Source organism: Butyrivibrio sp. VCD2006 (assembly GCF_000423925.1).
Taxonomy (GTDB): Bacteria; Bacillota; Clostridia; order Lachnospirales; family Lachnospiraceae; genus Butyrivibrio.
The window spans coordinates 194,332-216,196 of sequence record NZ_AUIX01000002.1 but is presented as its reverse complement, the minus strand read 5'-3'; the positions used below and the strand labels follow the sequence as shown (position 1 = coordinate 216,196).

Below are 21,865 nucleotides of genomic sequence, written 5' to 3'. Positions count from 1 at the left end.
ACATCGAGGACGGTTCTTATGTCTTATTGGGGCCAATGAGACACTAGAACCGTCCCCCTGTCTTATAAATCCACTAGCCAATCAACCACCTTCACAACCCTTGAAGCATTGATTTCAAGCTGTTTTCTCGAGATGCTACCCTCTTTCAAGGCGTTTAAAAGATTGTCGTAATCCTTCTTACAACCCGGCATGAAAAGGTCACCTCCGGCCTTTGCAACCTCATTTGAAAGAGCATTTCTGTAAATGGACTTTTTGCTGTCCATCATTGTTATCACCCAGTCTGTCATAACAACTCCTTCAAAGCCAAACTCAGCTCTCAGGATATCATCAATAAGGCCCCTGTGCTCTGAAGTGTGGGTTCCATTAAGAAGGTTGTAGCTTGTCATGACTGCCTTTGGCTGCGAATTCCTTACGCAGATTCCAAAGCCTCTTAAGTAAATCTCGCGCATCGCTCTCTCGCTTACATGACTGTTGTTGCAGTAGCGGTTGGTCTCAGCATTGTTTGCTGCATAGTGCTTTATTGTCGTGCCACAGCCCTTGTGCTTCTGAACTCCATCAGTCACAGCTGCTGCCATAAGTCCGGATACCAGCGGATCCTCAGAGTAGTACTCAAAATTCCTTCCGCAGAGGATGCTCCTGTGGATATTGAGAGCAGGCGCAAGCCACAGATTTACGCCCATCAGCTCCATTTCGCTTCCGACGATATCACCGAACATTTTCGCAAGCTCTGTGTTAAAACTCTGTGCGATGGCAGTTCCTATGGGAATTCTGGTGGCATAGTGCTCTTTTATAATAGCGCCCTTTGGCGGCTTTTTTCCTCCTAAAACAACTCTGGCTAAGAATCTGATAAAAGGACTCATCATCTCAAGCATACTCTCAGGTATCATTCCGGCGCCGCTTGCATCATGAGCTCCCGTGCTATCCTCATAATAGTTCCTTGAAAAGCGAAGACCCGCGGGTCCATCTGCCATGACAAGAGGCTTTATACCCTTACCTTCAAGCTGGGATGTTGTCTCACCTGCTGCTCCCGCCACATGGGTTGCAGCATTTCCAATTATGCTAAGTCCCTTCTGATCCGGGCTAAAGTTCCCTATGCCAAGAAATGCCAGTTGCTCATCAGAGAGCGCTTTTACCCTTGTATCTATCTCAGTTTCAGAGTCGTATGTAACCTCTGAATGCTTTATATCATCGGCCGAAATCACCAGTCTTTTAGCCTCAGCAGGAATGTCCTCAGCCTCCCTCCTGGTGATATTAATATCATCAAAACCGGGATCCCCAAGACAGTTCTTCGCCTTTAAAGTAACTACAGTTTTATCAAGGGTAAGAACCGCTGCAATAGTTGTATCTACTGAGCTGTTTCCAACTCTCACAAGATACTCACCTTTTTCCAGAATATATTCTTCGTTCTCTGCATCATAGGAAGATAAGTCTGAGAGCCTGAAGCTGATACTAAGCACTTCCGCATCCCCTGCGCTAAGCTCCTTTGTCTTCGCAAAGCCTGCAAGCTCCTGATAAGCCTTGTTAAGCCTGCCATCCGGAAGAGATACGTATACCTGCACTACCTCTTTTCCGGGAAGCTCACCTACATTTTTCGCCTGCACCCTGACAGTCACAAGGTCACCTTCTACGCTGACGTCCTCAGTCGTATATGAAAAACTCGTATACGAAAGGCCATATCCAAAGGGAAACAGCGGCTTCTTTTTCATGGTATCAAAATATCTGTAACCTACATAAATGCCTTCGTTGTAGTTTGTGTCATTCCAATCACCGAAGGTTCCTTCGCTGCTGTAATCCTCCCATGCCGCCCAGGTTGTTGTGAGCTTTCCTGAAGGGTTCTGTTTTCCTGTAAGAATATCAGAAAGAACCTTCCCGCAGTCCACACCAAGCTGAGAAAGCAGGAGTATATTCCCCACTTCCATAACAGGAGAAAGATCAATAACACCGCCCACATTCAGCACCAGCATAAAGCGCTCGAACTTTTTATTAAGCGCAAGGATATCGCGGACCTCGGAATCCGCAAGCTTCACTTCTCCCTTTTCCGGAGATCTGTCACTTCCCTCACCGGAATTCCTGCTGACCACATAGATTGCAGCATCGCCCTCACCTTCAAGCGGGATACCATGCTCATGCTCACTCATGGATTTTCCCATGGTATACATGATCGGGTTCTCATGCTTTTCCTTAGCCTCTTGTTTCAGCTGTTTGTAAAAAGCTTTCTTTGCCACTTCTCTTGTTCGGTCATATTCATCTAGCCAGTTTTTCGTGGTAATGGTAAAGCCTTCCCGCTCAAGTCCCTCTTCGATGGTATATGAAAATCTGCTGTTAACTTCTCCTGAACCGGTTCCGCCCATGACGGTGTACCGCAGTCCCGCTCCGAATGCCGCAAGTTTTCCGGGGGCGTTAAGCGGAAATTTGCCATTACTCTTTAAAAGTACTGTGCATTCAGCTGCGTTTGAAAGAACGATGTTCAAATGATCTTTTTCGTAGTTCTGCATTTTTAACTCCCTTTACGCTGTCTTTCTCTTTTCAATCTCTTCTCTGTAACCCGGAAGCTTAGCCTCAAGATCAAACATTGATGTCAGGATAAACATAGCTGCAAACAATACGATCGGAATATAAATTGAAAATGTGTAGATTGCCTGTCTAACCGCAGGTGTGATTGCTTCTGCCAGACCGTCGTAGTTTGCAAATGCAAGGCACCATCCGATCACGGATGCACCGATTCCTGTTCCGATCTTACTACCAAAGCTTGATGCTGACTGAGATGTAGCCACCATTCTCTTTCCATACTTATATTCATTATAATCGATAGACATTGCAGTAAGAACACCTGTAAGGCACATCATGGGAATATTTGCAAAAGTTCCGAAAGCACCGAGTACTGTGTTATAAACAAAGTTTGTGGGATCAAGAAGTCTTAAAGCTGCAGTAACAGCGCCGATTAAGAATGATACCTTTAAGGTCTTTGTTACTCCAAGCTTTTTGATCATAGGTCCGATAAGAATAAATCCCAGAATTGTAGGAACAAGTCCAACAGCACCAAGAATACCTGTGAGGTTGTCATTTCCATAAATCCATTTGCAATAGTAACTTCCTGATGCTCCTCCTATACCATAGGAAACATTTGTCATGAAGCATACTGCCAGCACTATAACCCAATACTTGTTATGAAAAAGGTTTGAGATAGCTTCTCCAAAAGGGATAGGCTCTTCCTCTTCTTTTGTAATCTGTTCTGTCGCTGCATCTTCTTTTCCGGTTTCTACAGCATTTTCCTTCGCTCTAAGCCAGCAGATGAGAAGTGCAAGCACAACCATCAGAGCAAATACGATACCAAACTTAGCCCATGCATCCTGATTTCCGCCAAGTGCATTGGTAATCGGAATAATTCCAACAGCGATGATCATTCCGGAGACATAGCCTGCTGCGGCTCTCCAGGTTCCCATCACGCCTCGCTCCTCCTGGCTGTTGGTCCTCACAACCATTATTGACGCGTAGGGAATGCATATTGCCGTGTAGATGATAGCTGTCAGAAGGATGTTTGTCACAAACATATATGCCAGCTTTGCGGTATCCGAAAATCCTGATGGAACCGTAAACAATGCAATGATTATTATTGCTGCAGGTAGTGCCATTCTTAAGATCCATGGTCTGAATTTTTCTTTTCCGGGCTCGGTGTGATCCACAATGTGACCCATTATGATATCAGTGAATGCATCAATAATCTTTGTGATGAAAAATGCTGTCGCAACAGCTCCTGCTGCCATGCCGACTTTATCCGTATAAAAGTAAGTCAGCTGTCCGATAAGACCGGCTATGGAGTTAAGTGCGAACTGTCCCAAGGAGTCCGCAAAATAATCTCCTGTTCTCATAACCTTCCGGACACCAAATTTGTCCAGACCCAATTGTTTTTTTGCCATTAGTTTTTCCTCCGTGTACATGGTACGTTTAATACTATTGACATTTTAAGGAGAAGCCTCTTAAGATTATTGCAGTTATGTGAATTTTGTTGTAAGTTTGTGAATCATCAGTGAGGATTTTATGAAAAACCATTCAATGAAAAAAACTGGAGGAAGCAAAAAGCCTCCTCCATCATTCCGATCGCACCATAAGTGAGATCAGTGAATATTTATGTTTTTCATCCCAGAGCTATTTCCAGAATGTTTTCAAAGCAAAGTATGGTATGACACCCAAGGAATTCAGGCAATCAAAATCTTCTCCTGAACATTGAGTGCGGCTATTACAGCTTCATACATGGGCTTTGCCTCAGGTGCCTGAGTAAGTAGTTCTGTGAGGGACATTCCCTTTGCATAGCCTATCATCGGATTATCCAGCATTCCGGGAGCGAACTGATTGAACATATCAACCGCTGTCTGCTGCTGGAGAATCTCTCCAAGAGTACTCTCCATACTATATTTCTCAACTGTGAGATCCGTACTCGTAGCATACTCATATTCATAGGTTCCTGAGCCCACGCTGATCACCTCCTGCTTTTCGGGTAAAATGATCTCCGCGGTGGTGTTTGCGGGGACAACCACCTTCACCTTTATCCTGCCGTCTCTGCAACTGACATGGCTTTCAATGGTGCCATACATCGACTCAAAGGTTCTGTGAGTTTCATGGATTCCCTTAACCAGCATAGGCTGAACTCTGAATCTCTTATAGCCCGCTTCGAGCTGCGTGATTCCACATAGTCTTCTGAACATCCAATCACCGATAGAGCCATATGCGTAGTGATTTAATGAATTCATTCCCGACTCATCAAAATCCCCCTCCGGCGTGATTGAATTCCACCTCTCCCAAATCGTGGTAGCACCCTTGTTTACGGCATACAGCCACGAAGGGTAGTCCTCTCTCATGAAAAGTGTAGCAGCAAGCTCGTGCTCACCATTTTCCGATAAAACATGACAAAGGTATGGGGATCCTACGAATCCGGTTACCAGATGATTTTTATGAGCTGCTATGTTGTTTACAAGTGATTCAAGAATTCTCTTTCTATCCTTTTCTCTTGCAAGATCAAAGTAAAGGGATATTACTGCCCCTGTCTGAGTCTCGCTAACAATTCTTCCGGTCCTTGTGTAGTACTCATTTCTGAAGGCCTCGAGTGTATATGTATAAAGGTTTGAATAATCCTTCTCGGCATCCATGTAGCCCAGAATAATTGCCGTTTTTCTCACAATATCCGTCACGTACAGATAATATGCGTTGGCAATCATGTACCTGTCAGTGGCGCCTATCCTATCGACCATTTCCTCCTTATCAAGAGCAAGCCAGTCTCCATACTGGAAGCCGCTCTGCCACAGCCCATTCTCATCGCAGTGGTTCCTGATGTAGTCCACCCACTCATGCATACACTTCCAGGAATCAGCGAGAATCTTTTTATCGCCATAGGTCTGATAGACAACCCAGGGAATGATAACCGCCGCATCCGACCAGGCTGAAGCGCTGTACTGCCCAAGGATATCAGGAACAACGTGGGGCACTCCCTTTTCAAGGGATGAGTCAGCCGCCACATCCTTCATCCACTTGCTGTAAAAACGCGCGGTATTTTTTATCTCCGATGCCGTCCAGCTAAATACCTGGGCATCTCCCATCCAGCCAAGTCTCTCATCTCTCTGAGGACAGTCCGTGGGCACATCGAGGAAGTTATCCCTAAAGCTCCAGGTGATATTGCTGTAAAGCTGATTGACCTTTCTGTTTGAGCACTCAAAGGTCCCTATATTCTCCATATCCGAATGAAGGACAAGTGCTGTGAACATCGAAGGCTCAGGATTCTCTATTCCCTCAATTTTCGCATATCTAAAGCCGTGGAAGGTGAAGGTCGGAGACAGGATCTGGTCCTCACCATTTAAAATAAATTCATCGACCGACTTCGCTTTTCTTAAGGTGTCCGGATAAAATACCCCGTTCTTATCAAGGGTTTCAGCATGACTTATTGTTACCTTCTGACCTCTGCTTCCTTTTATGCTAAGCTCCACCACTCCGGTGAGATTCTGCCCGAAATCCACAAGGACATTACCTGCAGGATCAGCAAAGACCTTCTTTGCTTTTATTCTTTCTGTCACGCGGACAGGCTCATTTTCCTGAGAGACGAGGGTTCTCTTGTCGAAGTCCTTTACTATGATTTTGCAGCTTGTTTGATGTTTTTCTTCTTTGGCATTTTTCTCTGTAGGTTCAGTCGTATCTAGAGAATTGCTCATACCCACAGTTTTATTTTTCGTCGTGTCGACAGACTCTCCCATATAAATCTCGCTTGAAAGAATTTCACTTTCTCTGACACTCCAGGTTTCGTCCGTACAGATTTTTTCGCGGCCTCCATCCTCATAGAAAATGTGAATCTCTGCGAAAGCTCCCACTCTGTCACCATAGCGGTTCGGTCTTAAGTCAAATCCGAATATTCCCTTGTACCAGCCATTTCCTACAGTTATCTCAATGTTATTCTCCTCGCCCAAAAGCTCTGTTATGTCATAGGTCTGGTACTGAAGTCTTTTATGATAGCTAGTCCATCCGGGAGCCATCCTGTAATCCCCTGCCTTCTGCCCGTTGACTGTCATCTCATATACGCCCTGACTTGTGACATAGGCAACCGCTTTTGCTATGGTCCTGTCTATATTAAATAACTTATAGAAAACAGGGCATGCCGTATTACTCTCATCAAAATCGTGAGTGATCATCTTCGCTTCAAAGGAGCAGGCATCAAACACTCCTGTTTCAAAATATGCCCCTGCCTCTGCGCTTTCCCCATGGTTGTCGGTAACGCTGATGTGTACGCTATACTCACTTTCATCAAGGAGCTTTTCACCATCATACTCAATGTGTATAGACGCATCGCTCATGACTTCTCCGCTGTCCCAGACTACTTTTTCATCCTCTGCTCTCTTTACTATGATGCGATACCCCGTCTGCATCGTGTCCCCTTTATCGGACTGTATCTTCCATGAAAACCGCGGTCTTTCCACGGTTAGTCCAATAGGATACTTATCGTATTCAATTCTAAGATCATATAATTTCATTTTTGCTATAACTCCTTCCCATATAACCATACTCTGATTATCTTGCAGTTTATTGTAGCCAAGTGAATTTTGTTGTAAATTTGTGCAATCACATCTCTGTAGATTGCTGCCTGTCCCTCTTCGGTATTATCATAGCCCTTTGCCTTCTTGTTCCACCCCGCAAAGGCTCCGGACATCTCACCGGAGGGATATGAAAACTCTGCTATAAAAACCGGCAAATGGCATTTATTGTTTATTGCCATCACTGTCTTTTTGACTACTTGGGGACGGGGTTATAGGACCAAAATAACTCCGTCCTCAAATAATATAGTCTTCGGTTTTCATCTGAATGCTCCAATACAGCTTTTTACTTTATCTATGTCATACATAATAATGTTCTCAAATGAATCAGACTTAAGCAAAAATCGCACAAACTCCGTTCCCAGATAATATCCTGTATCAATATGCCCTTCAAAATTAACCCAGTCTCCAAAATATCTCTGATTCTCATGAGTCATGGTTTTCAAGTCTCCGGAAAAGGACTCTTTGATCAAATCAATATGACTGTCGCACCATTTCTTCCAGCCATTTTTATCCTGATGGAAATACTCCGGATCTCCAAGAACCTCCTGCTCAAACACCATGGCAACGCCTTCTCTGAAAAGCTGCCAAAGGAACCTATCCGGAAGTATCTCTGCTTTCTTTGTTCCATTTCCGTATTGTGAATGGTACACATGGCCCAGTTCATGTATGATAAGGCCATTCATATCATCTACTCCGCACCAGTTAAGCTCCAGTATTTTTTCGATTCCAAGAAGCACGGTGGTTTTTCCACCTATGGTTGTAACCCATCCTGCGCCATTGCAGAGCCCCAGATACAAATAAATGTCTGCCTCCACAGACTTGCCGAATCTGGTGATGATATTATCTTCCAAATGACTGGTAACTTCGTAAAAAGAACTGATTGCCATTTCAAGCTTATCTTCGCTTTTTATGACCGCATTAAGAACCGGAAGGTAATCTTTTTCCCAAGTAAATCCTGCTCTCAGGCAATCCTGCATATCCGCAAGACATAGCTCCTTTGCCCCGGGTATGAACGTGTCCATGTAAGCTTTCCATTTTTCAGTATTAAAATGCCCTGATTCATATAAAGTCAGGATGTTGCCTGTAGTATCCAGTATATTCATTTTTTCCAACCTGTTCATTTCCATTCCTGACGAAGGATTCTCATCATGACAAAGTCGCTATACTCACCATTATAGTAATATCCCTGTTCCTGAATACCTTCCTGCTTGAAGCCGATTTTCCTATAGAATGAAAGCGCATTGGTGTTAAGTCCTACAACACCAATGGCAACGCGGTTCATGTCATACTCTTTAAAAGCCATATCAAGCATGATCTTTATTGCCTCTGAACCGTACCCTTTATGCTGCGTCTCGGGATCAGGGAGGATAATCGATAAGTCCGTGCAATGCCACTCCGGCCACATGCGAAGTAAACCTGTCTCCCCTACGATATTGCCATCTAAGTCCGTGATGGTGTACCAAATGGAATCTTCACTCTTGTAATTGGATGTGATGATCTTTTTCTCTGTTTCCTCATCAGTAGGCTCAGTAAAGCCGCATTTAAACATGACATCCGGCTGGCTGAACCAATGAGCAAAATACTCTGCATCCGTTGTTCGCTGCTCACGTAATATGACATTTTTTCCAATAATTTCAGTACTTGGTTTCATAAAACTCCAACTTCTCTTTTCTTCTGTCACGCACCAACATATGCAAGATAAAGGATTCTTTCTGCATCTTCTCCGCAAATGTCTTTTATTTCCTTTGCCCCGACGAGTCTGAATCCGTCCACTGAAGCATGAACGCACAGGCAACTTTTCCATCCACAAGTCCTTTGTTTATGAATCAGTCCGCATCCTTAAGTATTTTTAATATCTGATTTTTATATGAAACCTTCCTATCCTGAAGTTCATCCGGTATTGTGAGCTTTAAACTAATCATGATGGTATTTTTGTTTCTACCCGCCTTTATAAGTTTCTGCATCCTCGCGGTGACTTTAACTTCATGCTCTTCAAGGAGTGGCAAAATCACATAGTAAAGGCTGTCATCATCAAAAGAAATATCTCCAAGAAAAGTCCCTGTGACAAGATTTTGTGCCATCGCCTTGTTATCTGAAAGATAAATCTCGATGGGTTCTCCTTCACGAAAAACTTCTCCCTTATTTCCAGGCTTTATCTTTATATAACCTGGAAACTCAAAATCCTTAGTAGTCTGATCTGATTTTGTAAGCTTTCCGAGTTTTCTTGCTGAATCCGCAGGAAATACGTACTCCTGCATCATAAGGTGGAACACCTCCATCAGCACGCTTTGTGAAAAATTGGTGCAATTCTCTGATACAGCATCCCTTGCAGCTTCAACTACACTTTTCGTAAAAAACGGAAAGTCCTCAAGATCAGGGTCCCAGACATATTTTCCCTGGGCTACTTTGGAAAGTGGCAGATCCTCATCATCGTAAATCTTGTACTGAACATAGACTGCCCTTTCACTAAAAGCCATCTCATTAACTACAGCCTCCCATTCATAGGCTTCTGCCTGCTCTACCTCTATACCCTCGCCTTTCCTTATGAGCCTGTAGGCTTCGATTATCTTAGCAGCCATGCCATCATCTGAAGTCTCTCCCCTGTGACTTTTGGAATCAGGGTGATGGACAAAAAGGAGTCGTTTATACTTTTTCTTTATTGTGATTTCATCATCGCTCCTGGATGCACCAAGAATGCGGTATGCTTCGTTTATATCCATAACTGTAATTATATATTAGCTCGCAGCAAAAAACAGACCAAAATCACATAAGTATTGTGATAATGGTCTGCTTTCCAACTCAATTATTCTTCTTAACTATAAAAAGCCTCTATCGCTTTTCCTATATAATCTGCCGCGCCGTTTGTCATGTAAAAGCCTTTCTATTTCTATCCTTTTTCGGCCAGTATATCGAAGTAATGCCATTTTTATATGATAAATAATATTCTAATGATAACACAGCGTCTGTTTATAACAAAAATCTCTGCGCAAGCATTTTTCATACCTGCGCAGAGATTCCAGATTACATTAATCTTTTGCCATATTTGGTTTTTCCGTTATTGTTTATATTACTGCTTGCCTTCCTTAGACTTCTCTTCAGAATTCTTTCTGTTATCTTCTTTTGAATGCTCAAACTCATCATCATCTCCACTGCGCTCTAAAACGAGTATCCAAATAACGGCCCCGAACATTAGCGCCGTACATATTACGCCTATAGCGATTGACATAATTGCCATAATAATCTCCAATCTTTGCCGCCCTCGCAGCAATATGCGTTATTTATTCAGTTGTATTAGGAAAATTGAAGATTATTTCTTTCCATCCTTCAAATGGATGTAGCTGACAGCAATAAATCTGCTTATTACTATAGATGTCCATGGAAATATAGACGGTAATACAGAAGCATAAAATGCTCCTAAGGATAATAGGATGTATAGAATCAGACTGAATACGACAACTCTTTTAGCCCTTGTTGTCAGCTCCTGCCTGTTTACGACTTCTCTTGCCGCCCTTAAATCTCTGATCTCAAGAGCAGCAACTATAGATATGTCCCTTGCACTGATAATGCTGGAGTTATTATGTGCGTTGTCATCTACTCTTGAGGAAACTGCGGCCATGGTTCCAATATTATTGTAGACTTCGCTTGTCTCACGAACATCAAAAAACAAGCCACCAGTAATGATGGCCATTGTAAGTAATACAAGTATGAATTTTCTGATGCCGGACATTGTCTTCAAATCAAATCCCTCAATTATATAAAACCTGCTTCAAGTATAGTGATTGCCATTTCTTTTTCGGTTTTGCCATGGAAATCAGCACCCGAACTAACATGTTGGTAATTTTTCTACAAATGCAACAAATGATGCTCCTTTGATATTCTTACCAAGAATGCACTACCAAATAGTCAGCTATATTATACTATGTTTGGTGCAAATCTGTTTATCGCAATGCTTTACTTTATCTCTACCATTTTTCTTATTCCGTTTGGAATTATCTCAAATCCGCGCTTCTCATAAAATGGCTCTTTTCCCTTGGCTGAGACACCACCAATTGAAGTAAATTTACCTGTATATGAGTTTCTGACCGCATAATCCACCAGATAATTCACGATCTGAGTCCCGATACCCTGCTTCTGGTATTCAGGCAGAACAACTATCTCCTGGAGGTACCAGTACATAGCTCCATCACCAACAAGTCTGCCCATACCAACAAGTTCCCCGTTATATAGCGCAGAGACATTGACGAGTCCACCCTCCAGCGCTCTTTTAGCATGCTCTATCGGAATATCCGCAAAAGCCGTAGAGTTGCGCAGCCTTACAAAATCCTCAGGTTTTAAGATGTTTTCAACAAGTTCTACTTTTAATGACATTTTTAGTCAATCCTCATTTTTTTATTTTAAATGCTCGGTTTTGGGTAGTTTTAAATATTCGACTGATTTCTGAGTTTTGGTAGTTATTTTGTCCTGTTTTGCCGTACTTCAGTAATGCTCTTTTAAATAGTTAGGTGAATGATTAAATTTGGTAGGTACATTTTTGAAATATTCACCTAACAAATCTCATATTATGTCCATCTATTTAAAATTCTCATTAAAACTGTTCGTAAACAAGCCTTAATTACCTACCAAAATCTAGATAAAGCCTCCGGATTTAAAAATCCAGTCAAGGCCATATTTCAGGTGTGTTCCGGCTAGAAAAACAATAAAATTTATTATATGCGAGAAATCACTCCATTGGTACCCTTTTTAGCTTGTTTTACAGGAAAAAACACATGATTTTTTACTATATGATGAAAATGATTTCATTGGTACCCATTAATTGTCATTTTTATAGTACCAACAGACAAAAAATGGCTCTATAGTAAAAGTTTACTGGATTTTGATACCCATATAGCCTCCAAAATGGTACCAACAGCTAAAAAAGTGTGTCACAGTAAAAATCCCCCAAGACCAGATATTATCTAATCTTGAGGGACTTTAAATTATCGAGCTGGCAACGGGAATCGGACCCGTGACCTCCGCACTACCAATGCGACGCACTACCGACTGTGCTATGCCAGCAATCCGTGACTTATGGTTAGTCACAACGAATATAATACCAAGCACATAGGTGCTTGTCAACCAGAAAAAAGCACACCGAAATTAACCGATTGTATTAGCTATTACTCATTATGCCTAAGGAATTTAGTATATACAATTCCAACTTCAAATCACATATGCACAAAGCTCAATCACATCAACTCTCTTATCAGATACTGGTATATCTCGGAATTCTTCTTTTTCCAGTTGTCGCACATAGCCATAGCTGCCTCCTCATTCCACACAGGAATAGAGATATCTATAAGAGTGCTGCTTCCTTCTGACGCGGAGAGATATGTGGTGTACTCGTTTTCTCCAGTCTTCTTGTAGAAAGCGGAAATCGATGTCTCATCACGAATTTTCATTCCGTTTTCTTTAAAGAATGTATCAATCTGTTCCTTGATTGCAGGATTGATGCGATTGCCAAAAAAGTCCAGTGTCTCACTTCCAGCATCTGTAAGTTTGAGAAAAGTCCTGCTGCCTTCACTTTTTTCAGTGATAAGCTCTGATTCCGCAAGCTCCCCGAATACCTCCTGGAGCGTCAGAAAATTGGTATATTCTTTGTCTAATATAAAATCATAAATCTGTGCCTTACTGAGACGTCCATCGGATTTCCTCAGCATATACAGCACGATCATCTTGTATAAAGTAAGGTATTGTGAACTCATGAAGACCTCATTTGGCGTCACCGCCATAAATTTTTATATCTGCTCATCGTCAGAATTCAAATCAGACAACAGGCTATATCTCCAATAACATGCTATCTCAGGCAACATGCTATTTCTTATAACAAGCCATCTCCGGCAACAAGCCTAAATTATATCAAAAGTTTACCCCCACAATTCCCCTCGCAAAAGAAATATACTGCTCTCTCTGTGGCGTGTCCATATATTTAAACACGTCATAGGAATATTTATGCCCACCGCCTGTGGTACAAAGTCCCATGGCAAGGCCATCGTGCGCGATTTCCTCCGGCGCATCCGTTTGCCTTGAAAACATGATGGCATGAATACTGCCGTTAGCCGCGACTTTACTGTATGCATAAGCTATGGCTGCCGCCTGCAGAGCATCTCCCTTTGAGGAAGTGTAACCGACTTCACTAAGGATTATGGATCTGACATTGCCATTATACAGCATAGCTTCGCTGTTCATATAGCTCGTGAGCACATTTATGTTTTTCATCGTGATAAAGGATGTGTCCGCAGAATCAGTCACAAGCTTGTGTCCGTTCCAAAATGCCACATCTGTAAGCGGCACAGTGTATGGATGCTGCGCAAGTCCCCATCCTATATCGCCATAGCTCCTGAGTGAAGCGGCAAAGCTGTCCAGAAGGTCCCTTCCGTCATAGTCGGGATTGCCCTTTAAATTTCTATCCCACTGCTGGTCCAAAGAAATATAAACATGCGCACCGGCATTATTGCTCTTTATCGCATTGTAAAAAACTCTAAAGGACCTTGCATAAGCTGCCGAATATGTTGCAAGGTCAGTGGAAGCCATATAGTTCCACTCTTTGCGCGCATTCACCTCATTACCTATAATCCACATGGCTACATTACCATGCCCTGCACCGGAATACCTGCCTGCCAGGAATGAACCTATCGCTGCAAGCGCATTTACACCGGCTTCATCGGATGCATTGAACATGTAATAAGGTGCTGTCGATCCGCTTCTTGCACTTGGATGTGTAACCTCTGGAAAATTCGATGGCGATACATTATTCAGCACGATTGCCGCGATATCCACACCCTTTGCATTAAGAGTTGTAAAAAGATAATCGTACTCATGCAGAATCGCGCCATTAAAATAATATGTAACACCATTATAGGGGTAAGCCACAGAGCCTTCCGCACTTGTTGCAAGAAGCCTGTTGAGCGGAATGTTATAGGTCGCGTAATTTACCCCCAGATCACCCACCGCGTCAAGCCGCGATGGATCCACCAATAGTCCCTTCTTGGAACTCTGCTGCATTCCTCCGTAATTATAAGCCGCAACAGCCTCGGGATTTGTTACATAGCTTGCGTGGGATACGGTTTTATATTCGTCTCCCTTTTTCACTGCAACGATGAACTTCCTGTAAAGTCTTGAACCGGATTCTCCCTTTTTAAGACTAGCCTTCAGAGTCATCTCTGTATCTTTATAAACCTTAGAAATCGGCTCTGCGTCCTCAGCAAAGCTATCCTCATACATCGCCGCATCAAATAAGTAGTAGTACTTATCATCAGAAGTCGGGATTGCATCCGATGCTCCCGTGACCTCTACCATGCCGTTTTCACCGATAATACAGCTCTGAAGACTTACATATTCCGCGAGCTGATCCTCAGGTATGTCCACCGTCTTCGGTCTCTCATCAAGGGCGATTTTTACCCTGTTTCCGGAATCCGTTATTACTTTTAAAGCATCTTCGTCGAGATAGCTCTTTTCCTTAGGTGTTTCCTTAACCTCTTTTACAGGTTCCTCGACTACGGTCTCAACCACCTCAGGTTTCTTGTCAAATGTGCCTTCTGTGTATAGTAAAATCCCAACCACAAAGAGTACCGCAAGCACTGAGCAGATAAGCACAGTAAGCGTTCCTTTGCGGGAAAAAATTATTCTGTTATTGATAAATTCTTTAATCTTTTTATAGGTTCTTTTCATCCTGCTTCTTTGCCCGGTCTTTCAAGAACTTCATATGCTCCTTGATTTTTACCTCATAACCGTTACCGGAAGGAGTATAGAACTCTTTTCCGTTTAATTCATACGGCAGATACTGCTGTTCCACATAATTGTTGGGATAGTCATGGGCATATTTATAGCCTATTCCATGTCCCAGTTTTGCTGCGGATTTATAGTGCGCATCCTGAAGATGTGTCGGTATAGGAAGATTGCCTGTATTCTTCACTGTATCCATTGCGTTAAAAATTGCCTCCACTGCGGCATTGCTCTTAGGCGCTGTCGCTATGTAACTCGCTGCCTGTGACAGGTTGATCTGACACTCCGGCATACCTATCCTCTCCGTTGCAAGAAAAGCTGCAACCGCCACCTGAAGAGCCTGAGGATCAGCATTTCCCACGTCCTCAGAGGCACAGATGACCATTCTTCTTGCTATGAACTTGGGGTCCTCTCCCGCATTAAGCATTCTTGCGAGATAATAAACGGCCGCATCGGGATCGGAACCTCTCATGCTCTTGATAAAAGCGGAAATTGTATCATAGTGGTTATCCCCGTCCTTATCGTATCTGGCCACACGCTTCTGAATGCACTCCTGCGCAACCTCTCTTGTGATGTGTATCTTGCCATCAGAACTTCTCTCGGTAGTAAGAATTCCAAGCTCTATCGCATTTAGAGCGTGTCTTGCGTCACCACCTGCTATATCGGCAAGAAACTCCTCGGCATCAGGCTCCAAAACAGCATCATAGGAACCCATTCCATTCACAGTATCCGTTACTGCTCTTCTCATAAGAGTCTTGATATCGTCCTCGGAAAGTGGCTGGAGTTCAAAAATAACTGATCTTGAAATAAGAGCCCCGTTAACCTCGAAATAGGGGTTCTCTGTGGTCGCACCGATAAGAATGACCGTTCCATCCTCAACAAACGGAAGAAGGTAATCCTGCTGCCCCTTATTGAAACGGTGTATCTCATCTATGAAAAGTATGGTCTTCCTTCCGAATCCTCCGAGATTCTGCTTGGCTTTGGCCACAACCTCTTCCATATCCTTTTTTCCTGCGACGGTGGCATTCAGCTGCATAAACTCTGCCTTAGTCGTGTTAGCAATAACCTTCGCAAGTGTAGTCTTACCCGTTCCGGGCGGTCCATATAAAATAATCGAGCTTATCTTATCCGCTTTAATTGCGCGGTAAAGAAGCTTGTCCTTACCAATTATGTGCTGCTGTCCAACAACATCATCAAGGGTCTTCGGACGCATCCTCGCTGCAAGCGGAGACTCGCTCTTTAAGTTTTTTTCACGTGCATACTCAAATAAATCCATAGTATTAGTATTCTACTATAAATGATATAATTATTCCAATTGATTAACCACAATCAGCAACTATTTCTTTACTATCGAGGAGGTTACTATGTTATTTGGTGCACTTGAAGCAGGCGGAACAAAAATGGTCTGCGCTATTGGCAATGAAAACGGGGAGATTTTGGAACAGGTGAAGTTCCCCACAGAAATACCCGAGACTACAATGCCTCAGATTTTTGAGTATTTTAAGGGAAAAGATATCAAGGCCCTCGGAATTGCATGCTTTGGTCCTATCGATTTAATTAAGGAGTCACCCACCTACGGAAGTATCACTTCCACTCCGAAGAAAGGTTGGTCAGGCTATAACATCGTAAATGCCGCAAAGGAAGCCCTTGGTATCCCTGTAGGCTTTGATACTGATGTAAACGGCTCACTCCTCGGCGAGGTTACCTGGGGATGTGCCAAGGGACTCTCAGACGCAATCTACCTCACCATCGGAACCGGTGTTGGCGGCGGAGTAATATCCAACGGAAAACTGCTCCATGGAATGCTTCATCCTGAAGTCGGGCACATACGTCTTCCTTTTGCAAAAAATGATCCCGGAAAAAGTGTATGCCCTTTCCATGACAATTGCTTTGAAGGCCTCGCAGCAGGTCCCTCAATACAGGCACGCTGGGGAAAACCGGCAGTAGAACTCGCAGACAAGCCCGAAGTATGGGAAATTGAAAGTGAATATATCGCAACTGCCCTTATGAGTTATGCCCTTATCCTCAGTCCCAAGAAAATTATTCTTGGAGGCGGTGTAATGCATCAGGAACAGCTTTTCTCGCTTGTCAGAAAAAAGTTCAAGGAGCTTGTAAACGGATATATCCTGACAAAAGAAATGGATGACCTTGATAATTATATCGTTCCTGCAAGTTTAAATGACAATCAGGGAATCATGGGTGCTATAAAGCTGGCCATAGATGCATGTGAGTAAGGCAGGCTATCCTAAAACAACCGACATTCTGTCCAGTAATTAAGTATTTTTTAAGCAAATCATTAGCCTTCCCCCTTTGGGGGGAAGGTGGCACGGAGTGCCGGATGAGGGTCTTAAACTCCGGCTATTATTGTATAGTAAACGACTTAACTCTATCGACCCCATTACACTTCTCAATAGTATCTATGGTTCCATCCTCATTGTATTTAAACTCTGCCACGCAAACGCTTCTGTGGAAGAGGCTTCCGCCCGGCAGATCTCCCGTGTGATAGAAGAGATATGAATGGCCTTTAAAATCGGCTATTCCGGGGTGATTCGTAAACACTCCGCCGTCCTCTGTCATAAGAACTCCGCCATATTTCCAGGGACCTGTAGGCGAAACTGAGGTGGAGTAAGCCAGATGCTCATTCTGTTTTCCTACTCCGAAGGCCGCATATACCATGTAGTAAAGGCCGTCCTTTTTATAAAACCAGGGGCCCTCACCATAGGAAGTGCCTGTGTCGTGGCTTCCCTTTGCAAAGGCTTCCTCAGTCATGGGAATCTTCACAACTCCCACTTCCTTGTCGTAGGTTATCATATCCTCATTAAGGAGCACATATCTCAGCTCCGGATTCCCGAAGTACAGATACGCCTGTCCATCATCGTCAATGAAAACCGTAGGATCTATATCATTCCAGTCGCCCTCGTCAACAAGCGGATGTCCAAGATCCTTGAAGGGTCCTGTGGGACTGTCTGAAATACCCACAGCTATTGCCATACCGCCATTTCTTTTGTGCACGGGACAATAAAGATAGAACTTGCCGTTCCTCTCTACAGCCTGAGGTGCCCAGGCTCTGTCATCAGCCCAGCTGATATCATCAAGCGAGAATATAGCGCCATGATCCTCCCAGTTCACCATATCCTTTGTTGAAAAGCATCTCCAATCCTTCATGGTGTAGAAGTCATTTATTAGTTCATCCTCATCATGAGTTGTGTAGAGGTAAAGCGTATCCCCATAAACCATCGGTGCAGGGTCGGCTGTATAGATAGATTTTATTATCGGATTTTCCTGAAAAGTTTTCTCCTGTTCCATTGTTAATATCTCCTTACCGGCGCTTTTGAAAAAATACTGACTAAAAACAGCTGTGCATAACAGAAGCACTGAAAAAGCTACAACTACCATGCATAAAGCGCGTCTTATTTTACCACTCATAGAATCACCTTCTTAAAAAACGAGCTTTTAATTATACAAGATTATACAAATAAAAAGAGCAGTATACTCTTCACAAATGAATGTATACTGCTCAAATAATGCTATTATGTTATTTTGCTCAATCCTTATCGGATTTAACAGGAGCTGTTCTGATAATGAACTGTACTGAGCTGGGCTCGTCATCGTTAGCACCTGAGAATGATGTGTAGCTCTGAGAAGCCTCATCTACAGCCTTAAGTCTGTCTGTTACTGAAAGAAGATCCTCATCAACTGTGCTTGTAAGCTTCTGGATTCCATCCTCATCGAACTCTACCATGCCGTCTGCAAGCTTTCTTGCGCCGTCATTAAGCTCTACTGCGCCGTCCTTAAGTTCGCCTGCGCCATCCTTAAGCTTGCCTACACCGTTATCAAGCTCAACTGCTCCATCATAGAGCTTACCTGTTCCGTCATAGAGCTCGCCTGTTCCGTCATAGAGCTTACCTGTTCCATCATAAAGCTTACCTGTGCCTTCATAGAGCTGGTTCACACCATCAGCAAGCTTACCAGCACCCTCATCAAGTGTCTTTGTTCCATCGGCAAGTTTAGATGTACCTGTCTTAAGCTCGCCTGCTCCCTTTGCAAGGTCCTTGCCACCATCGTTTAAAGTTTTGCTGTTGGAGTTAAGCTGGTTTGCACCGGTGTAAAGCTTATTAGTACCTTCCTTAAGACTACCGATACCTGTTGTAAGTGATGAACCACCTTCATCAAGCTTCTGCATTCCGGTGTAAAGGCTGTTAGCACCAACTGCAAGCTGTGAAGCACCGGTCTGGATATCCTTAAGTCCACCCTGGCCTGTGCCGTTGTAAAGTGCACTCAGAGTACTTGCTGATGTTGCAAGTGTCTTATATGTCAAAGCAATTGTGGTAGCATACTGGGTTGCATCCTTAGTCTGAGTGAGTGCGTCCGCAACACCTTCTACAGCTGCTGAATAGTACTGAGTTGCCACATCAGCTGCAGCTTGAGCCTCTGCTGCCTTAGCCTGAGCTGTCTGTGCGTAGCCCTCTGCCTCAGCTCCCTTAGCCTGAGCAGTTGCGAGATCTCCTGCTGCCACAGCTGCTTCAGCTTCTTCTTTAGCTGCCTTAGCCTTACCCTCAGCCTCTTTTGCTGCTGCGGCTGCAGTCTGAGCTGCTGTATAATAAGGATCACCTGCAGTCATTGCTGCCTGAATATTTTTGCACTGCTCTAAAAGGCTGCTCTCTGTCGGCTGGTTCTGCATTGAATTAACAACTGCCTGGTACATTGCTGTCCACTCTGCATGTGAGATGCCTGTATTTGCCTGAATGTATGCCCAATCTTCTTCAGTGGAATACTCATCAATATTTCCATCAACAGACTCTGCTCCAAGTGTCACTGCTTCATCAACAGTTACAGGAGCCTCTTCTGACTCTGCGGGAGCTTCTTCTGACTGTTCTTCGCTTGTAGCTTCAGGAGCAACAGTTTCCTCAGTCTGCTCTGCAGTATCAGTTGTAGTATCAGCTGCAGCTTCATCTGCAGCTGTATTATCGCTTGCAGTATCAGGAGTGCTTTCTGTCTGAGCATCACTATTATCGGGAGTTACAGCATTTTCCTGTGCAGGAGCACTGTTATTATCCTGTTCACTATTATTATCCTGTTCACTATTATTATCCTGTGTATTATTGTCTTCCTGAGTGTTGTCTTCGGAATTATTATCCTGTGTATTCTCAGCCTGTTCCTGCTGTTCATTGTTCTCAGGCTGTACGTTCTCTTCACTATTATCTGAAGCATCTGATTCTTTGGATGAACTGTCCTTCTCTACCTCAACGACAACCGGCTTCTCAACAGTCAAAACATCGTAACCATTTCCTGCATCGATAGCTACAAGTCCTGCAAGCTTTTCAGTTGCCTCTGCAAGAAGAGCACTGAGTGAGGCATTATTTGCAGAAGGTCCTGCGGCATTACGTGCAGCCGGCTGTGCTGCTCCGCTATTACCTAATGCATAATCAATAACTGCGCGGTATTCATTATAAAAAGTATTTGCTGCAGAGGTTACTGCTTCCATCTGCTGTTTTACTGTAGTTGCAGCAGTAGTGATTCCTGCGCTGAGCTGAGCTGCTCCGTCAGACACGCTCTTTGCTCCATCCTTAGCGGATGTAATACCGCCTGCAAGAGTAGTTGCTCCTGTCTGAAGAGTTCCAACTCCATCATCAACACTCTTAGCTCCGGTTGCTATCTGTCCTACAGCCTCTGTATAAGTTCCGATACCTGAACTGAGCTTGGAAGCTCCTGTTGCAAGCTTCTTGGTTCCTGTTGCCAGCTGCTCTGCACCACTCTTAAGCTCACCTGTACCACTCTTAAGATCTTTGGTACCATCATTAAGCTTGCCTGCACCATCTTTGAGCTCGCCTGCGCCATCTTTAAGCTCGCCTGCGCCGTTCTTGAGTTCACCGGCACCATTCTTAAGCTCACTGACACCGTCCTTAAGTTCACCTGTACCATCCTTAAGTTCAACAGTACCATCATAAAGCTCAGAAGTACCATCAGCAAACTTCTCTGTACCGTCAGCGAGCTCGCCTGAACCATCACGAAGTTCTGTGGAAGCATCTGAAAGCTTATCCATATCGCCGTTGAGATCATCGATCTTATCTGAGTTGTAGATCTTATCAAGTCCAAGATCTGATACAACATTTGCACTTGCCATTGATACGGTCATGGGAAGCTCAAAATCCTGAACATCTGCTGTGATTTCCACGTAATCCGGAATATCAACATCTTCTGTATCAATATCGTTCTCAGCAAGCTTCTCATCATCAAGCTTAAGAGACTCTTTTAAACCGGGCATTGCAACGCCCACAACAACGTAGTTATTTGCATCTGAAATAACCTTACCGTTTGAAACCTTAACGTTTGCAAACTTTTCATTATCAAGCATTGTCCCTGAGATCATTGTGAAAGGAACATCTATATTCTCCTTCTCACCGTCGATCTCAACCTCTTTTGTAAGTGAGTTTGTGTAATCAAAACGAATCTTTACACTTCCGCTCTTACCTGCGATATCCTCAGCCTTCATCTGCTGACCATCAAGCTCATAGGTAACCTTGACTCCTACAGGAACTTCCTCAGTAGGTGTTCCCTGATAGTAGATATCTGATCCTTCTGCATCCCAGGTAACTGTTCCATCGCCGTTGTCTTTGAAAGATTCTTCGCCCTTCACATTAACGATATCCTTAAGGTTTGTTGTATCCTTAAGAGCTTTGTCGCCGTTAGCGTTCTTTAACCAGTTGCTTACCACAACTTCATCGACCGTACCGTTAGCATCTGTCATAACGTAAACCGTCTCTTCTTTTCCGCTCTCAGCATTCTCCTTGCTTCCTGTGAAAGCAGTCTTTGTCATGGTCTCAACAAGCTCTTCTGCCTCAGGGCTTTCCTCTGTAACATCCTGAACCTGTATTGTATCTTCTGTCTTCTTACCAATTCCGCATCCGGCCATTGTGGAACATGCAAGCGCGAATGCAGTTAAAACTGATGTAGCTTTAAGTAAGTTCTTCTTATACATAACGTTTCCTCTTTTCCTATTTCCTTCTATTGCGCATCCATAAGACGCATTC

General features: G+C 43.6%; 17 protein-coding genes and 1 tRNA gene. 2 read left to right on the top strand and 16 right to left on the bottom strand.

Annotated features, from left to right (window positions below):
- Window positions 1–62 precede the first annotated feature (62 nt).
- Both G586_RS0102430 and G586_RS0102425 read right to left on the bottom strand, forming a co-directional pair.
- The gene (locus G586_RS0102430) at window positions 63–2,495 is read right to left on the bottom strand and encodes a beta-glucosidase (RefSeq protein ID WP_026526411.1); all 2,433 of its coding nucleotides are present in this window, start codon (window positions 2,493–2,495) and stop codon (window positions 63–65) included.
- A gap of 12 nt (window positions 2,496–2,507) precedes the next feature.
- Window positions 2,508–3,917, bottom strand: coding sequence for an MFS transporter (locus G586_RS0102425; RefSeq protein ID WP_026526410.1), 1,410 nt, complete (start codon window positions 3,915–3,917; stop codon window positions 2,508–2,510).
- Between the two features lie 146 nt (window positions 3,918–4,063).
- On the opposite strand from G586_RS0102425, the gene G586_RS27465 reads away from it, so the two are divergent.
- Window positions 4,064–4,228 carry a helix-turn-helix domain-containing protein gene (locus tag G586_RS27465; RefSeq protein ID WP_081674142.1) on the top strand — a complete coding sequence of 55 codons (165 nt, stop codon included), beginning with the start codon at window positions 4,064–4,066 and terminating at the stop codon, window positions 4,226–4,228.
- Here G586_RS27465 and G586_RS0102420 read toward each other — a convergent pair.
- The 12 genes from G586_RS0102420 to G586_RS0102360 form a co-directional block, all read right to left on the bottom strand.
- A complete protein-coding gene (locus G586_RS0102420) occupies window positions 4,197–7,010 on the bottom strand; it encodes an alpha-L-rhamnosidase (protein WP_026526409.1) in 2,814 nt (937 codons plus the stop codon). The genes G586_RS27465 and G586_RS0102420 overlap by 32 nt on opposite strands.
- A 5-nt stretch (window positions 7,011–7,015) precedes the next feature.
- Entirely contained in the window at window positions 7,016–7,252 is a 237-nt protein-coding gene (locus G586_RS26505) for a hypothetical protein (protein WP_026526408.1), read from the bottom strand.
- A gap of 78 nt (window positions 7,253–7,330) precedes the next feature.
- On the bottom strand, window positions 7,331–8,176 hold the full coding sequence (locus G586_RS0102410) for a hypothetical protein (protein ID WP_196811533.1): 846 nt from the start codon (window positions 8,174–8,176) through the stop codon (window positions 7,331–7,333).
- A gap of 14 nt (window positions 8,177–8,190) precedes the next feature.
- Entirely contained in the window at window positions 8,191–8,724 is a 534-nt protein-coding gene (locus G586_RS0102405; RefSeq protein WP_026526406.1) for a GNAT family N-acetyltransferase, read from the bottom strand.
- Between the two features lie 175 nt (window positions 8,725–8,899).
- A complete protein-coding gene (locus G586_RS0102395; RefSeq protein ID WP_026526405.1) occupies window positions 8,900–9,793 on the bottom strand; it encodes a J domain-containing protein in 894 nt (297 codons plus the stop codon).
- 347 nt (window positions 9,794–10,140) lie between these two features.
- Complete coding sequence (locus G586_RS25940; RefSeq protein ID WP_155834007.1) at window positions 10,141–10,308, bottom strand: hypothetical protein; 168 nt, start codon at window positions 10,306–10,308, stop codon at window positions 10,141–10,143.
- Window positions 10,309–10,380: 72 nt separating this feature from the next.
- Window positions 10,381–10,809 (bottom strand): hypothetical protein, encoded by a 429-nt coding sequence (locus tag G586_RS0102385; RefSeq protein WP_026526404.1) that lies wholly within the window; start codon window positions 10,807–10,809, stop codon window positions 10,381–10,383.
- Window positions 10,810–11,024: 215 nt separating this feature from the next.
- Window positions 11,025–11,441: a GNAT family N-acetyltransferase gene (locus G586_RS0102380; RefSeq protein WP_026526403.1), complete on the bottom strand. Its 417-nt coding sequence runs from the start codon at window positions 11,439–11,441 to the stop codon at window positions 11,025–11,027.
- A gap of 614 nt (window positions 11,442–12,055) precedes the next feature.
- A tRNA-Thr gene (locus G586_RS0102375) sits at window positions 12,056–12,128 on the bottom strand.
- Between the two features lie 170 nt (window positions 12,129–12,298).
- Window positions 12,299–12,814 carry a DUF4364 family protein gene (locus tag G586_RS0102370; protein WP_026526402.1) on the bottom strand — a complete coding sequence of 172 codons (516 nt, stop codon included), beginning with the start codon at window positions 12,812–12,814 and terminating at the stop codon, window positions 12,299–12,301.
- Between the two features lie 154 nt (window positions 12,815–12,968).
- Entirely contained in the window at window positions 12,969–14,780 is a 1,812-nt protein-coding gene (locus tag G586_RS24540) for a DUF5722 domain-containing protein (protein ID WP_051204435.1), read from the bottom strand.
- Entirely contained in the window at window positions 14,764–16,110 is a 1,347-nt protein-coding gene (locus G586_RS0102360; RefSeq protein ID WP_026526401.1) for a replication-associated recombination protein A, read from the bottom strand. Before G586_RS0102360 ends, G586_RS24540 begins: the two co-directional genes overlap by 17 nt.
- Window positions 16,111–16,198: 88 nt before the next feature.
- On the opposite strand from G586_RS0102360, the gene G586_RS0102355 reads away from it, so the two are divergent.
- A complete protein-coding gene (locus G586_RS0102355) occupies window positions 16,199–17,068 on the top strand; it encodes an ROK family protein (RefSeq protein ID WP_026526400.1) in 870 nt (289 codons plus the stop codon).
- A gap of 127 nt (window positions 17,069–17,195) precedes the next feature.
- Here the strand turns inward: G586_RS0102355 and G586_RS21510 are convergent, their stop codons facing one another.
- A complete protein-coding gene (locus G586_RS21510) occupies window positions 17,196–18,260 on the bottom strand; it encodes a glycoside hydrolase family 43 protein (RefSeq protein ID WP_051204434.1) in 1,065 nt (354 codons plus the stop codon).
- 118 nt (window positions 18,261–18,378) lie between these two features.
- Window positions 18,379–21,813, bottom strand: coding sequence for a hypothetical protein (locus G586_RS24535; protein ID WP_051204432.1), 3,435 nt, complete (start codon window positions 21,811–21,813; stop codon window positions 18,379–18,381).
- Between the last annotated feature and the right edge of the window lie 52 nt (window positions 21,814–21,865).

Excerpts from the sequence above, each read along its gene's own strand:
- G586_RS0102395 (WP_026526405.1), bottom strand. The coding sequence starts at position 9,793 with ATGGATATAAACGAAGCATACCGCATTCTTGGTGCATCCAGGAGCGAT.
- G586_RS0102355 (WP_026526400.1), top strand. The coding sequence starts at position 16,199 with ATGTTATTTGGTGCACTTGAAGCAGGCGGAACAAAAATGGTCTGCGCT.
- G586_RS0102410 (WP_196811533.1), bottom strand. The coding sequence starts at position 8,176 with ATGAATATACTGGATACTACAGGCAACATCCTGACTTTATATGAATCA.
- G586_RS0102360 (WP_026526401.1), bottom strand. The coding sequence starts at position 16,110 with ATGGATTTATTTGAGTATGCACGTGAAAAAAACTTAAAGAGCGAGTCT.
- G586_RS0102405 (WP_026526406.1), bottom strand. The coding sequence starts at position 8,724 with ATGAAACCAAGTACTGAAATTATTGGAAAAAATGTCATATTACGTGAG.
- G586_RS24540 (WP_051204435.1), bottom strand. The coding sequence starts at position 14,780 with ATGAAAAGAACCTATAAAAAGATTAAAGAATTTATCAATAACAGAATA.
- G586_RS0102380 (WP_026526403.1), bottom strand. The coding sequence starts at position 11,441 with ATGTCATTAAAAGTAGAACTTGTTGAAAACATCTTAAAACCTGAGGAT.
- G586_RS0102430 (WP_026526411.1), bottom strand. The coding sequence starts at position 2,495 with ATGCAGAACTACGAAAAAGATCATTTGAACATCGTTCTTTCAAACGCA.
- G586_RS26505 (WP_026526408.1), bottom strand. The coding sequence starts at position 7,252 with ATGGCAATAAACAATAAATGCCATTTGCCGGTTTTTATAGCAGAGTTT.
- G586_RS0102420 (WP_026526409.1), bottom strand. The coding sequence starts at position 7,010 with ATGAAATTATATGATCTTAGAATTGAATACGATAAGTATCCTATTGGA.
- G586_RS21510 (WP_051204434.1), bottom strand. The coding sequence starts at position 18,260 with ATGAGTGGTAAAATAAGACGCGCTTTATGCATGGTAGTTGTAGCTTTT.
- G586_RS0102425 (WP_026526410.1), bottom strand. The coding sequence starts at position 3,917 with ATGGCAAAAAAACAATTGGGTCTGGACAAATTTGGTGTCCGGAAGGTT.
- G586_RS24535 (WP_051204432.1), bottom strand. The coding sequence starts at position 21,813 with ATGTATAAGAAGAACTTACTTAAAGCTACATCAGTTTTAACTGCATTC.
- G586_RS0102370 (WP_026526402.1), bottom strand. The coding sequence starts at position 12,814 with ATGAGTTCACAATACCTTACTTTATACAAGATGATCGTGCTGTATATG.
- G586_RS25940 (WP_155834007.1), bottom strand. The coding sequence starts at position 10,308 with ATGGCAATTATGTCAATCGCTATAGGCGTAATATGTACGGCGCTAATG.